Origin of the sequence: Stenotrophomonas sp. S39, assembly GCF_016624665.1 — a bacterium.
Classification (GTDB): domain Bacteria; phylum Pseudomonadota; class Gammaproteobacteria; order Xanthomonadales; family Xanthomonadaceae; genus Stenotrophomonas.
The window spans coordinates 1-13,933 of the sequence record NZ_JACVTT010000056.1; the positions used below are offsets into that span (position 1 = coordinate 1).

The following is a 13,933-nucleotide window of genomic DNA, read 5'->3' on the forward strand; positions in this document are numbered from 1 at the left end:
TGTGGCTCAAGCCATGCGAGAGTAGGTCATCGCCAGGGTTTATACCCAAAACCCCGCTGCTCACGCAGCGGGGTTTTTTCTTTGCGCGTGATTGATCACGCCGCACCCATGGATTGCACGGAGCAACACCGGTAGTGCCGGCCGCTGGCCGGCACAGGCGCGGCGCCCGCGCCTGCAGGAACGGCGGTGCCAACCAAGGTTGGCATCTACCAGAGCACCGGTGCGCGTGGATGGGGTAGCCCTATATAGATCCACGCAACGCGGTAGTGCCGGCCGTTGGCCGGCGCAGGCACAAGCACAGGCGCGGCAACCGCGTCCGCGAAAGGCAAAGGTGCCAACCAGGGTTGGCACCCGCCCATCGCAACTGCCCGGCCTCAGGCCAGCGCCACGTCCCGCGTTTCCTGCTGGCGGAACACCGCCACCGCTTCACTCAACGTGCCCGCCTGCAGCTGCAGCTCGCGTGCGGCGGCAGTGGCTTCCTCCACCAGGGCCGCGTTCTGCTGCGTCGCCTGGTCCATCTGCACGACCGTCTGGTTGATCTGCTCGATGCCGCTGGACTGCTCCTGCGAAGCGGCGGAAATCTCCTGCATCAACGCGCTCACGCTCTGCACGCCGCCCACGATGCCCTGCATGCGCTGCCCGGCATCGGCCACCAGCTGCGCGCCGGCCCCCACTTCACGGCCGGCTTCGTCGATCAGTTTCTTGATCTCCTGCGCGGCCGCCGCCGAGCGCTGGGCCAGCACGCGGACCTCACTGGCCACCACGGCGAAGCCACGCCCCTGTTCCCCGGCACGGGCAGCTTCGACGGCGGCGTTCAGGGCCAGGATGTTCGTCTGGAAGGCGATGCCATCAATCACGCCGGTGATGTCACCGATGCGCCGCGACGCCGCCTCGATGGCCTGCATGGTGTCGACCACCCGCTGCATCGCCTGGTTGCCGTCGTTCGCCGCGTCCTGTGTGGTCGCGGCCAGATCGCTGGCCTGGCGTGCATGGCTGGCATTCTGCCGCACGGTGGCAGTCAGCTCCTCCATCGACGCCGCGGTTTCCTGCAGATGCGCTGCCTGGCGCTCGCTGCGCTCGGACAGGGCATCGTTGCCGGCGGCGATCTCGCTCGCGGCGCCACGGATGGCCCCGGCACTGCGCTGGATGCGGCCGACCATGCGCGCCAGCTGGGTCGCGGTGGCGTTGGCATCGCGCTGGATGGCGGCGAAGGCGCCGTGGTACTCGCCTTCCATGCGCCGGTCCAGTTCACCACGGGCCAGTGCGGCCAGCATCTGTCGAACCTCTTCGACCGTGCCACCCACCGTGGCCATCAACTGGTTGATGCCACCGGTCAGGCCATCCAGGAAGCTGGCCCCCTCGCTGGCCTGCAGGCGCTGTTCGAGGTCGCCGGCGGCCGCGGCCGCGACGATGCCGGCCACGGCGTTTTCCAGCGTCAGCTCATGGGTGCGGTCTTGCCATTCCACGGCAAAGCCGAGCCGGGTGCCCTGGGCATCGAACACCGGGGTGACGACCTGGACGAAATGCACCGGCCCGATCTGGATCTTGCCGTTGTGGGTGACCTGCAGGCCGTTGAGGATGGCGCGGATGCGCTCGGGGTTGGCGTGGAAACGATGGATGCTGCTGCCGACCAGCTGCTCGGCATCGAAATCGGGGAAGGCCTGGCGCAGCGTCGCCTGCTGGTTGCGCAGCAGGGCCACCACCGAACGGTTCACGTAGCGGATCACGTGGTCGTTGTCGGCGATCATCATCGCCGTGGGCGAGACATCCAGTGCCTGGCGGATCTGCGCGTTGTCCGCATGCGCCTGTGCCTGCCGCTCCCGCTGCGCCTGCACGTGGCGGGCGGTATCGGCCAGTGCATGGGCGAGCGAACCTGCGGCGTACTCCTGCACGTTGCTGTGCGCGGACAGGTCGGCGCCGGTGGCGATGGCGCGGGCCAGCGCAGCCAGTCGCTGCGGGCCATGGCCGAGCGCTTCGCTCTGCTGCCGCAGGCGTGCTGCGGTCTGCCCGAGCACGATGGCCAGCGCGGCCAGCGCTGCGGCGTGCAGCACGGCCGGCAGTATCGCCGCGCCCTGCAGCAGCGGCAGCAGCAGGGCGATCACACCGACCGCGCCGGCCAGCCACAGCGGCGGGCGATCACGGTGGCCGAGCAGCGCGGCCAGCAGCAGGCCGATCGGCAAGGCCGGGTTGAGACCACCGAGGTGGCAGAGCAGGGCCAGCTGGGTGGCAACGATCACGGCCAGGCCGTTGCGGGCCAGCGCCCTGCCCGCGTGCGGGCCGCCCAGCCACGCGGCGGGCACCAGCACGGCCGCCGCCAGCACGCCGGCCAGGCCGCCGTGGCCACTCAATGCAGCGCCAAGCCCGAGCAGGGCCATGGCAGCGCTGCCCAGCAGCAGGCGGCGGTCACCACGCCGTGCCAGTTGCTGCAGGTAGGGAAGGCGGCCCTGGTCGGGCGGGCGGGGGGATGCAACGGACATCGACGACTCCTGGATCAACGAACGGCAACGGCCCCGCGTACCGGCACGCACGACGGCGTGGCGATGGCAGGGCCAGGATTGCGCAGGGGGAAAAGGTGCGGATGGCAGGCGCCGGGGCCACGTCCTGTGGGCGGCGGTGCGGACAGACAGGCATGCGGGCTTCCTTGCAGGACCACGAACAGCCGCAGGCCCGACCGGGCCCGCGTACAGCGGGCGCAGGGGCCCGCAACTGTTCTATCGGCCGTGCGCGCGGGGAGTGAAGCGCGCGCGGCCGTCCTCGCTCAGCCGCCGTTGCGTTGGAGCATCGCCATCAACTGGCGAGGAAGCCGTTGATGACCTCGGCGATCTGCGCCGGCTGTTCCATGTGCAGGTGGTGGTTGCCCGGGAACACGGCCAGGCGGCCATCGCGCAGGTGCTGCAGGCGCTGGCTGCGACCCGGCTCGGGATAGTAGGACTGTGCCGGCGTGGCGTAGATGACCTGGGTGGGGCAGGCGATGGCCTGCAGCAGGTTGTCGATCTGCCCTTCGCTGAGGCGGATGGCCGTGGGCAGCATCAGCCGCGGGTCGCTGCACCAGCGGTAGCCGCCTTCGACCGGCTCGACGCCGCGCTCGACCAGCAGGCGGGCACAGCCCTCGCTGAGCTGGTTGGTCATCATCCGCGCGCGGATCGGCGCGGCCAGTTCGGGGAATACCCGCAGCTGCTTCCGGGCCAGGGCGCGGGTGGCCGTCACATGCTCGCGCAGGCGGTCGGCGGTTTCTTCTTCCGGCCCGCGCAGGCCGCCCAGTGCTTCGATGGCGATCAAACGCTCAACGCGGTCACTGACCGCCGCGGTGAGGCTGGCGATGCCGGCACCCATCGAATGGCCCATCAAGGTGAAGCGGTCCCAGCCCAGCGCGTCGGCGACATCGAGCACGTGGGTGATCGCTGCCGGCGTGGTGTAGACCGCGCCCGCCGGCAGGTGTGCGCTGTGGCCGTGGCCAGGCAGGTCGATGGCCACCAGGTCCAGATCGGGCAGGTGCGGGGCCAGCGGCACGAAGCTGGCGGCGTTGTCCAGCCAGCCATGCAAGGCCAGCACGCGGGTACCGCCGGCGTGGCCACCGCGCAGGCCGGCCACGCGCGCACCGGCGATGTCCATCGCGAACGGTTGCAGGCTCATGCCAGCGATGCCACGGCCAGGCGTGCCAAGGCGCGGGCGTGTTCGGGCTCGGCATTCAGGCACGGGATATAGCGCATCTGCGCGCCGCGCTCGGCCAGCGTCTCGGTGAAGCCCATCGCCACTTCTTCCAGTGTTTCCAGGCAGTCGGTGGCAAAACCGGGGCAGACCACGTCGATCTGTTTCACCCCGGCTTCGGCCAGTGCCCACAGGCTGGGCTCGGCGTAGGGCTGCAGCCAGCGTTCGCGGCCGAAGCGCGACTGGTAGCCGAGCTGCCATTCGTCGGCGGCCAGGCCCAGTGCCTTGGCGATGGCCTGCGCGCTGGCTTCGCAGCGCTGCGGGTACGGATCGCCGGCATCGGCCAGCCGCTGCGGGATGCCGTGGAAGGAGAACACCAGCTTCTGGCCACGGCCGTGCTGCTGCCAGTAGCGCTGGATGGAGCCGGCGACGGCGGCGACCCAGTCCGGGTCGACCGAGTAATCCTGCACCAGGCTGATGGTGATGCCGGGGTGGCGGCGCTGCCACGCATCGACGCGGTCTTCGATCGACGCGGTGGTGGTGGTCGAATACTGCGGGTACAGCGGCAGCACGACGATGCGGCGCACGCCTTCGGCGGCCAGGCGGTCGAGCTCGGCGGTGAGCGCGGGCGCGCCGTAGCGCATGGCATGGCGCACCCGCAGATTGGGCAGCAGCGCCTGCATGGCTTCGGCCAGGCGGCGCGTATGCACCATCAGCGGCGAGCCTTCCGGCAGCCACACCAGGGCGTACTTCGCCGCTGAACGGCCGCTGCGCAACGGCAGGATCAGCCCGCGCAGCAGCGGCTGCCAGAGCAGCGCCGGAATCGAGACCACGCGGGGGTCGGACAGGAATTCAGCCAGGTAACGGCGTACGGCGGGAGCCGTCGGCGTCTCGGGCGTGCCTAGGTTGACCGCCAGCACGGCGGTATCGGGTGCGTCGAGCATGGTCGATATTGTCGCCGATCCGACGCCGCGCCGGGATGCAGGGTTTGGATCGTATCGATGCAGGGGGTTTATCCGAATGGGCCGCGCTCATTGGATATTCATGACAACGCTACTAATTTCAGTCACTTGCTATATCTTCCTATGGACTGACTTCTGGAGCCCGCCATGCGTCGCCCGATCCAAGCCCTGCTGATCGCCGCCAGCCTGCTGTCCAGCCAGGCCATGGCCGGACCGCAGGAAGACCAGCGCGCCCGCAATGCGGTGCGTGTGCTGGCTGAAATCCAGGAAATTCCCGAGCAGGGCATTCCGGACAAATTGCTCGACGAAGGCCGCGCGGTCATCGTCATTCCCGACACGATCAAGGCCGGTCTGGTCATCGGTGGTCGCCGTGGCCACGGCCTGATGTCGGTTCGCATGCCCAATGGCGCGTGGTCGAACCCGGTGTTCATCAAGCTCACCGGCGGCAGCATCGGCTTCCAGGCCGGCGTGCAGTCCTCCGACGTGGTGCTGGTGTTCCGCAACGACCGCAGCCTGGACAACCTGGTCAACGGCAAGTTTACCCTGGGCGCCGATGCCGGCGTGGCCGCCGGTCCGGTGGGCCGCAACGCGGCCGCCGCCACCGATGGCCAGCTGAAGGCCGAGATCTGGTCGTGGTCGCGTGCCCGCGGCCTGTTCGCCGGCGTCGCCCTGGATGGCGCGGTCCTGCAGATCGACGATGCCGCCAACCTCGATGCCTACGGCAGCAACACCACGCCGCGGATGATCTTCGAAGGGCGAGCCGCCGGTGCGCCGTCGATGGACGTGGTCGCCTTCCGTGACCGCCTGGAAGAGGCGACCTACGCCGCCCGCAACAACCGCACCGGCAACGGCAGCACGGCCAGCGCCCCGCCGCCGCCGGTCCAGGCGCCTGTTCAGGCACCGGTCCCGGCCCCGGCCGAAGCGACCACCGCGCCGCTGCAGAACATGCCGCAGACCCCGCCGCCGCAGCAGCAGGGTTTTCAGCCGGTCGGCGACGGTGAGATCCGTACCGAGACGCTGGGCGGCAACTGACTTTCGTCACGCGCGCCGGCTTACAGCCGGTGCGCTATGCTCGACAGCCTGATCACTACGTAACGAGCGTCTTTATGGGCGGTTTGAGCATCTGGCATTGGTTGATTGTCCTGGCCGTGGTTCTGTTGGTGTTCGGCACCAAGCGGCTGACCAGTGGCGCCAAGGATCTCGGCTCGGCGGTGAAGGAATTCAAGAAGGGCATGCGCGACGACGACAAGCCGTCGGCGCAGCTGGGCGACGAGTCGCGCAGCCAGGACGCCTCGCGCACCGCGCAGGACGAGCACGACCGCAACGCGCGTTGATCCGGAGCGGTTGCGGTGTTTGATATTGGTTTCAGCGAACTGCTGGTGATTGCAGTGGTCGCCCTGGTGGTGCTCGGTCCCGAGCGCCTGCCCAAGGCGGCCCGCTTCGCCGGCCTGTGGGTGCGTCGCGCCCGCAACCAGTGGGATTCGGTGAAGCAGGAACTGGAGCGCGAACTGCAGGCCGAGGAGATCAAGCGGCACATGCAGGACGTGCGGCAGGGCATGCAGGACACCGAGAACCAGCTGCGTGCCAGCGGCGAAGCGGTGCGCCGTGAGGCGAGCGAAGCACAGCAGCAGGGCGATGACCTGGCCCGGGAAGTGCGCGCGCCGGCCCCGGCGCAGACGCCGCCGCACCTGGCCGAAGACCCCGCAGTGCCCGCAGCGGCGCAGGACAGCGGTTCGATGCCGCCCACCTCTACCGACTTTTCCGCCGATGCGCCCGCCAACGTGGCCGATGCGCCCGTTCCGCCGGAGCGCCAGCCATGAGCGAACATGATTTCGGCGAAAGCTCGCTGGTCGAGCACCTGGTTGAACTGCGCGCGCGCCTGATCCGCGCACTGCTGGGCTTTGGCGTGGTGCTGCTGGGCCTGCTGCCGTTCACCCAGAAGCTTTACAACACACTGGCCGAACCGCTGGTGTCGCAGCTGCCGAACGGGCAGACGATGATCGCCACCAACCCGGCCGGTGCCTTCTTCGCGCCGCTGAAGCTGACCTGCTTCGTCGCCCTGTTCGTGGCCGTGCCGTGGCTGCTGTACCAGCTGTGGGCCTTCGTCGCACCGGGCCTGTACGCGCGCGAGAAGCGCCTGGCGGTGCCGCTGCTGGTGTCGTCGGTGCTGCTGTTCTACACCGGCTGTGCGTTCGCCTACTTCCTGGTGCTGCCGGCGGTATTCCACTTCCTCACCACCTTCAGCCCGGAAGTGATCGCGATCACCCCGGACGCGAACGCCTACCTGGACTTCGTGCTGGCGATCTTCTTCGCCTTCGGTGGCAGCTTCGAGCTGCCGGTGGCGATGGTGATCCTGGTGCTGCTGGGCTGGGTGACGCCGCAGCAGTTCAAGGAAGGCCGTGGCTACGCGATCGTCGGCATCTTCGTGCTGGCGGCGGTGCTGACCCCGCCGGACGTGGTGTCGCAGCTGATGCTGGCGATCCCGATGTGCCTGCTGTACGAGCTGGGCATCCACGCCGCGCGCTGGCTGGTGCCGTCTTCAGTGGTGAAGAAGCCCGCAGCCTGAAACGGGAACGCCGGGCATGGCCCGGCGTTGCGCGTTGGTCCGTTTCATCCACGCATGGCGTGGATCTACCCAGGTGCAGGTCAGGCGTGGAAGACGTCGCTGCCGGTGTCGGCTGTTTCCTGCACGCGGCCGCGGTGCGCGAACATCTGCTTCCAGGCCGCGTAGATCGCGCCCATGTACAGCGGCAGGAACACCGTATAGGTGATGACCTGGCCGACGAATGCAGCGAACATCGGCCCAGCCACGTATATCGCGATGGCGGTGAGGATGGTGAGGCCGAGGTAGGCGAAGAACAGGGTGATCAGGCCCAGTACGCTGAACACCAGCACCGCGCCGATGTTCTCGATGCAGCCCTGCAGGCTCAGGCGCAGCGCGTGCATGCCGCTCTGCCGGTCGAACACCACCAGTGCCGGCTGGGTGAACATGGCCATCACCAGCGCCACCAGCGCGACGGTCACCAGCACCAGCCACAGCAGGATGCGCTTGACTGGCAGGTCGGCCATCAGCGCCATGGTCTGCTGTTCGCTCATGGGCTGGCCACTCCTGGCCACTTCCTGCATCTGTCCCCAGACATCACCAAAGGCCTTGAAGCCTTCGGCGCCGATCATGAAGTACAGCAGCGCGCCCAGCAGGATGATGGCCAGCGCGTAGATCGCCATCGGCACCAGCAGGTGGCTGACGCGGTGGTTGCGGATCGGCTGCAGCAGGTGCGACGCCGTTGCCTCGCGACCATGGTCGATCTCGCCCACGGCGTACAGCATTCCGCCGATCAGCAGTGGTGCGATGGCCAGTGACAGGACCTGTACCACCAGGCCGATGACGCTGGGCAACAGCACCGCCAGCAGGGTTGCCAGCCAGGTGACAGCCATTCCGAGGAGGCCGAGCCGTGCCAGCTGCAGCGGCGCGCGACCGTACATGGTGAAAGTGTCCAGCAACCATTGGGCGCCCGATGAAGCTGGCAGTTTGCGAATCTCTTTCATGGACATCCGAAGGGATCAGGTGGAGGGCACGCGGCCCTACTGTCGCGGATTATCCCTGTTTTGCGCCGGCCGCACCTGAAGACCGGGCCTGGCGGACGAAGCGGCGCAACAGCTGGCGGGCCAGGGGCGCGGCGCTGACCGCGCGCTCGATGCTGCGTGCGCAGCCGCCGTGGCGGCCGATGCAGTCGGCGCGGGCGCGGATGTAGCCACGCATGTGGTGGGTGGCGAACTCGGGGTGGAACTGCACGCCCCAGGCCTGGCGGCCCCAGCGGAAGGCGTGGCAGCCATCCAGCGGCGAGCGCGCCAGCACGGCGGCGCCCTCGGGTGCGCGCAGCACGGTCTGCAGGTGGGTGGCGTGGGCCGGGAAGTGGCTGGGCAGGCCGCCGAACAGGGGATCCTCGGCGGCGGCCGGGTCCAGCGCCAGTTCGATCGTGCCCGACTCGCGCCCGGCCGGGTTGTAGGCCACTTCGCCGCCGAGCGCATGCGCCAGCAGCTGGTGGCCGTAGCAGATGCCAAACACCGGCAGGCCATCGTGGGCCACCTGGCGCAGCCAGGCGGCGCTGCGCTCGCTCCACTCGGCCTGATCGGTGACGTAGGCGGCCGAGCCGGTCACCAGCACGCCGGCAAAGGCGCGGGCGTCGGGCAGGTGGTCGCCGTGCTCGACGTCGACCACCACCGTTTCGTGTTCTTCCAGCCCGGCGGCGACGCGGATCCAGTGCGGAAAACGGCCGTAGCGCCGCAGGGACGGCACCGGGCGGCCGGTTTCAAGGATCAGGAACGGTGCTGGATTCATCCGGGGGCGGCAGGACTGACAGGACTTCCTCGATTGTAGTCAGCCCCTGCGCCACCTTTTCAAGCCCCGCCTGGCGCAGGGTTCGCAGTCCTTCAGCCTGTGCGGCACGGCCGAACGTGGCCAGATCCATGTCCGCGCGGATCAGCCTGCGCAGCCGCGAACCCAATGGCAGCAACTCATACAGGCCGATGCGGCCGAGGAAACCAGTGCGCCGGCACTCCAGGCAACCGACCGGCCGACAGGGCGTGGCGGCATCTGGATATGCAGCATGGCTATCAGCCAGCACCGCCCAATCGGAGGGCCCGAGGGTGTGCGGCTGCTTGCAGTGCGGGCACAGGGTACGCACCAGGCGCTGGGCCAGGATGCCGTTGATGGTGCTGGCCAGCAGGTAATGCGGCACGCCGATGTCGAGCAGGCGGGTGATGGCCGAGGCCGCATCGTTGGTGTGCAGCGTGGACAGCACCAGATGGCCGGTCAGCGAGGCCTGCACCGCCATCTGCGCGGTCTCCAGGTCGCGGATCTCGCCGATCATGATGATGTCCGGGTCCTGCCGCAGCAGGGTGCGCACGCCGCTGGCGAAGTCCAGGTCGATGTTGGCCTGCACCTGCATCTGGTTGAACTCCGGCGAGATCATCTCGATCGGGTCCTCCACCGTGCACACGTTCACGTCCGGCGTGGCCAGCCGCTTCAGGGTGGAATACAGGGTGGTGGTCTTGCCCGAACCGGTGGGGCCGGTGACCAGCACGATGCCGTGCGGGCGCTCGACCAGGGCGCTCCAGCCGGCGGCCTCCTGCGGGCTGAAGCCGAGCTGGTCGATGCTCTTGAAGGCCGCGTCCGGATCGAAGATGCGCATCACGCACTTCTCGCCGAAGGCGGTGGGCATGGTCGACAGGCGCATTTCGACTTCGCGGCCACCGGGCGAACGGGTCTTGATGCGGCCGTCCTGGGGGCGCCGGCGCTCGGCCAGGTCCATGCGGCCGAGCACCTTGATGCGGCTGACCACGGCGGTCATCACCGCTGGCGGCACCTCGAACACCTTGTGCAGCACGCCATCGATGCGGAAGCGCATGCGCCCCATCTCGCGGCGCGGTTCCAGGTGGATGTCCGAGGCGCGTTGTTCGTAGGCGTACTGCAGCAGCCAGTCGACGATGTGGACGATGTGCTGGTCATCCGCGTTGACGTCACCGGCCCGGCCGAGCTCGACCAGCTGCTCGAAGCTGGGCAGGGTGGTGTTGGCTTCGCCGCGCACGTCGCCGCGGGCCCCGCGCACCGAGCGCGTGACCCCGAAGAACTCCATCGTGTAGCGGTGCAGATCCAGCGGGTTGACCATCGCCAGCTCGATCTGGCGCCGGGTCAGGTGCTGCAGGTCGCGGCGCCATTCCTGCGCCAGTGGTTCGCTGGTGGCCACCAGCACGCGCTCGGCGTCGACCGCCAGCGGCAGGAAACGGTGGCGGCGGGCATAGGCGTGCGAGGCCACGGCGGTGACCGAGGCGACGTCGACGCGGGTCGGGTCGATGCGCAGGTAGCGGCAGCCGGTGCGCCGGGCCAGCCATTCGGTCAGCCGTTCCAGGCTGAGCTCGCCGCCCTCGCTGGCGGCCAGCTTGAGGTTGGACAGCAGCACCAGCGGGTGTACTTCGCTGGCGTTGCGCGCGCCCTGTGCCGAAAAGCGCACGCGGTCGCGGTCACGCTCGGCGATCAGGCCATCGGCCAGTGCGGCAGCGGCCACCTGCTCGAACTGCAGGCGCCCTGGCGGCAACGGGGGCGGTGCCCCGGGCGTGCCTGCCGGCAGCCGGTGTTCCATCTGCCTGCTCCTCCCGGGTACGGAATGCCCCGCAGGTCGGCCGTTATACTAGCGCACCCCTCTGCCGGCCAAGAATCGTCCGCATGTCCGCGACCCCGACCGTTCCGATCACCTTCCAGGGCCTGATCCAGACCCTGAACCAGTTCTGGGCCCAGCAGGGCTGCGTGCTCATCCAGCCGCTCGACCTGGAGGTGGGCGCCGGTACGTTCCACCCGGCCACCTTCCTGCGTGCGATCGGCCCGGAAGGCTGGAACGCGGCCTACGTGCAGCCGTCGCGCCGCCCCACCGACGGCCGCTACGGCGAGAACCCGAACCGCCTGCAGCGCTACTACCAGTACCAGGTGGCGATGAAGCCGGCGCCGGACAACATCCAGCAGCTGTACCTGGATTCGCTGAAGGCGCTGGGCATCGACCCGCTGGTGCACGACCTGCGCTTCGTCGAGGACAACTGGGAATCGCCGACCCTGGGCGCCTGGGGCCTGGGCTGGGAAGTCTGGCTCAACGGCATGGAAGTGACCCAGTTCACCTACTTCCAGCAGGCCGGTGGCCTGGAGTGCCGCCCGGTGCTGGGCGAGATCACCTACGGTCTCGAGCGCCTGTGCATGTACCTGCAGAACTGCGACAACGTCTACGACCTGGTCTGGACCTACGGCCCGGACGGCCAGCCGGTGACCTACGGCGACGTGTACCACCAGAACGAGGTGGAGCAGAGCACCTACAACTTCGAACACGCCGACGTGGAAGAAATGTTCCACCGCTTCGACGCCTGCGAGCGCGAGGCGCAGAAGCTGGTGGAAGTGAACCTGCCGCTGCCGGCCTACGAACAGGTGATGAAGGCCAGCCATACCTTCAACCTGCTCGATGCGCGCCGCGCGATCAGCGTGACCGAACGCCAGCGCTACATCCTGCGCGTACGCGCGCTGGCCCAGGCGGTGGCCAAGGCCTACTACGAGCAGCGCGAAAAGCTGGGTTTCCCGGGCGCGAAGAAGGCCTGACGGCCGCGCTGCTTTCCAACACCCCATTGCCCCGGGGCGCCGGCCGCGTCGCGCGCTGCGCCCCCACCACAGGATTGAAACGATGAGCCAACTGTCCCCCCTGCTGATCGAACTGGGCACCGAGGAGCTGCCGGTCAAGGCGCTGCCGGGCCTGGCCCAGGCCTTCTTCGATGGCGTTGTCGACGGCCTGCGCAAGCGTGGCGTTGAACTGGAACTGGGCGATGCCCGCCCGTTGTCGACCCCGCGCCGCCTGGCCGTGCTGCTGCCCGGCGTCGGCCTGGAACAGCCCGAGCAGCGCAGCGAAGTGCTGGGCCCGTACCTGAACATCGCGCTGGACGCCGAAGGCCAGCCGACCAAGGCCCTGCAGGGCTTTGCGGCCAAGGCCGGGATCGACTGGACTGCGCTGGAAAAGACCAGCGACAACAAGGGTGAGCGTTTCGTGCACCGTGCGGTGAGCCCGGGTGCGCGCACCGCTGCGCTGCTGCCGGAGATCCTGCGCGAGGCCATCGCTGCGATGCCGATTCCCAAGCCGATGCGCTGGGGCGACCACGACTGGGGCTTCGCCCGCCCGGCGCACTGGCTGGTGCTGCTGCACGGCAACGATGTGGTGGACGCCGAGCTGTTCGGCCTGAAGGCCGACCGCATGAGCCGCGGCCACCGCTTCCACCATGACAAGACCGTGTGGCTGAGCCAGCCGCAGGATTACGTGGAATCGCTGCGCGCGGCCAAGGTGCTGGTCAACCCGGCTGAGCGCCGTGAGCGCATCGTGGCCGAGGTCGAGGCCGCTGCTGGCCAGGCCGGTGGCAGCGCCCGCATCACCGAGCACAACCTGGAGCAGGTGGTGAACCTGGTCGAATGGCCGGCGGCGGTGCTATGCAGCTTCGAGCGCGCGTTCCTGGCCGTGCCGCAGGAAGCGCTGATCGAGACGATGGAGATCAACCAGAAGTTCTTCCCGGTGCTGGATGACAGCGGCAAGCTGACCGAGAAGTTCATCGGCATCGCCAACATCGAATCGAAGGACGTGGCCGAAGTGGCCAAGGGCTACGAGCGCGTGATCCGCCCGCGCTTCGCCGATGCCAAGTTCTTCTTCGATGAAGACCTGAAGCAGGGCCTGGAATCGATGGGCGAGGGCCTGAAGACGGTGACCTACCAGGCCAAGCTGGGCAGCGTGGCCGACAAGGTGGCGCGCGTGTCGGCGCTGGCCGAAGTGATCGCGGCGCAGGTCGGTGCCGACCCGGTGCTGGCCAAGCGTGCCGCCCAGCTGGCCAAGAACGACCTGCAGTCGCGCATGGTCAATGAGTTCCCGGAACTGCAGGGCATCGCCGGCCGCCACTACGCCGTGGCCGGTGGCGAATCGCCCGAGGTGGCGCTGGCCATCGACGAGGCCTACCAGCCGCGCTTCGGTGGCGATGACATCGCGTTGTCGGTGCCGGGCAAGGTGCTGGCGATTGCTGAACGCGTCGATACGCTGGCCGGCGGTTTTGCCGCGGGCCTGAAGCCGACCGGCAACAAGGACCCGTTCGCCCTGCGCCGCAACGCGCTGGGCCTGGCCCGCACCATCATCGAGAGCGGCTTCGAGCTGGACCTGCGCGCGCTGCTGGCCAGCGCCAACGCCGGCCTGGCCGCGCGCAACGTGCAGGCCGACGTGGCTGAGCTGTACGACTTCATCCTCGACCGCCTGAAGGGCTACTACAGCGACAAGGGCGTGCCGGCCACGCACTTCAACGCGGTGGCCGAGCTGAAGCCGGCCTCGCTGTATGACTTCGACCGCCGCCTTGACGCAATCGGCACGTTTGCCGCGTTGCCGGAAGCCGAGGCGCTGGCCGCGGCCAACAAGCGCATCCGCAACATCCTGCGCAAGGCCGAAGGCGACATTCCGGGCCAGATCGACGCATCGCTGCTGCAGGAAGACGCCGAGCGCGCGCTGGCCGAAGCGGTCACCGCGGTCATCGACGACACCGGCGCCAGCCTGCACCAGAAGGACTACGTGGCCGTGCTGGCGCGCCTGGCCCGCCTGCGCCCGCAGGTCGATGCGTTCTTCGATGGCGTGATGGTCAATGCCGAAGACCCGGCCCTGCGTGGCAACCGCCTGGCGCTGCTGACGATGCTGGGCGAGCGCCTGGGCAAGGTGGCGGCGATCGAGCACCTGTCGAGCTGATCGGGGTGCGCCTATCCACGCATGGCGTGG

12 protein-coding genes are annotated in these 13,933 nt (G+C 68.8%); 6 read left to right on the forward strand and 6 right to left on the reverse strand.

Going from position 1 to position 13,933, the window contains the following annotated elements; genetic code table 11:
* Positions 1 to 374 precede the first annotated feature (374 nt).
* The 3 genes from IAE41_RS14480 to hemH all read right to left on the reverse strand — a co-directional run bounded on the left by IAE41_RS14480 (position 375) and on the right by hemH (position 4,592).
* Entirely contained in the window at positions 375 to 2,477 is a 2,103-nt protein-coding gene (locus tag IAE41_RS14480; protein WP_200733589.1) for a methyl-accepting chemotaxis protein, read from the reverse strand.
* A gap of 310 nt (positions 2,478 to 2,787) precedes the next feature.
* A complete protein-coding gene (locus IAE41_RS14485; RefSeq protein ID WP_079224373.1) occupies positions 2,788 to 3,633 on the reverse strand; it encodes an alpha/beta hydrolase in 846 nt (281 codons plus the stop codon).
* On the reverse strand, positions 3,630 to 4,592 hold the full coding sequence (gene hemH / locus IAE41_RS14490; RefSeq protein WP_079224371.1) for a ferrochelatase: 963 nt from the start codon (positions 4,590 to 4,592) through the stop codon (positions 3,630 to 3,632). Before hemH ends, IAE41_RS14485 begins: the two co-directional genes overlap by 4 nt.
* A 165-nt stretch (positions 4,593 to 4,757) precedes the next feature.
* Here hemH and IAE41_RS14495 point away from each other — a divergent pair, with 165 nt between their 5' ends.
* The 4 genes from IAE41_RS14495 (at position 4,758) to tatC (ending at position 7,176) form a co-directional block, all read left to right on the forward strand.
* Positions 4,758 to 5,642, forward strand: coding sequence for a YSC84-related protein (locus tag IAE41_RS14495; RefSeq protein WP_079224369.1), 885 nt, complete (start codon positions 4,758 to 4,760; stop codon positions 5,640 to 5,642).
* 74 nt (positions 5,643 to 5,716) lie between these two features.
* Entirely contained in the window at positions 5,717 to 5,944 is a 228-nt protein-coding gene (tatA, locus tag IAE41_RS14500) for a Sec-independent protein translocase subunit TatA (RefSeq protein ID WP_108759268.1), read from the forward strand.
* Positions 5,945 to 5,959: 15 nt separating this feature from the next.
* Positions 5,960 to 6,430, forward strand: a complete 471-nt coding sequence (tatB, locus tag IAE41_RS14505) for a Sec-independent protein translocase protein TatB (RefSeq protein WP_200733590.1) — start codon at positions 5,960 to 5,962, stop codon at positions 6,428 to 6,430.
* Positions 6,427 to 7,176: a twin-arginine translocase subunit TatC gene (gene tatC, locus IAE41_RS14510; protein WP_079224364.1), complete on the forward strand. Its 750-nt coding sequence runs from the start codon at positions 6,427 to 6,429 to the stop codon at positions 7,174 to 7,176. The genes tatB and tatC overlap by 4 nt, the downstream gene beginning before the upstream one ends.
* An 80-nt stretch (positions 7,177 to 7,256) precedes the next feature.
* Here tatC and IAE41_RS14515 read toward each other — a convergent pair whose 3' ends face one another.
* The 3 genes from IAE41_RS14515 to IAE41_RS14525 are packed head-to-tail and all read right to left on the reverse strand — an operon-like array spanning position 7,257 to position 10,750.
* On the reverse strand, positions 7,257 to 8,162 hold the full coding sequence (locus IAE41_RS14515) for a BPSS1780 family membrane protein (RefSeq protein WP_267911405.1): 906 nt from the start codon (positions 8,160 to 8,162) through the stop codon (positions 7,257 to 7,259).
* 43 nt (positions 8,163 to 8,205) lie between these two features.
* Positions 8,206 to 8,949 (reverse strand): glutamine amidotransferase, encoded by a 744-nt coding sequence (locus tag IAE41_RS14520; protein WP_200733591.1) that lies wholly within the window; start codon positions 8,947 to 8,949, stop codon positions 8,206 to 8,208.
* Positions 8,921 to 10,750 carry a GspE/PulE family protein gene (locus IAE41_RS14525; RefSeq protein ID WP_200733592.1) on the reverse strand — a complete coding sequence of 610 codons (1,830 nt, stop codon included), beginning with the start codon at positions 10,748 to 10,750 and terminating at the stop codon, positions 8,921 to 8,923. Before IAE41_RS14525 ends, IAE41_RS14520 begins: the two co-directional genes overlap by 29 nt.
* An 83-nt stretch (positions 10,751 to 10,833) precedes the next feature.
* Between IAE41_RS14525 and glyQ the strand changes: the two genes are divergently transcribed.
* Both glyQ and glyS read left to right on the forward strand, forming a co-directional pair.
* Complete coding sequence (gene glyQ / locus IAE41_RS14530) at positions 10,834 to 11,745, forward strand: glycine--tRNA ligase subunit alpha (RefSeq protein ID WP_079224358.1); 912 nt, start codon at positions 10,834 to 10,836, stop codon at positions 11,743 to 11,745.
* Positions 11,746 to 11,827: 82 nt separating this feature from the next.
* A complete protein-coding gene (gene glyS, locus IAE41_RS14535; protein ID WP_200733593.1) occupies positions 11,828 to 13,903 on the forward strand; it encodes a glycine--tRNA ligase subunit beta in 2,076 nt (691 codons plus the stop codon).
* Positions 13,904 to 13,933 lie beyond the last annotated feature (30 nt).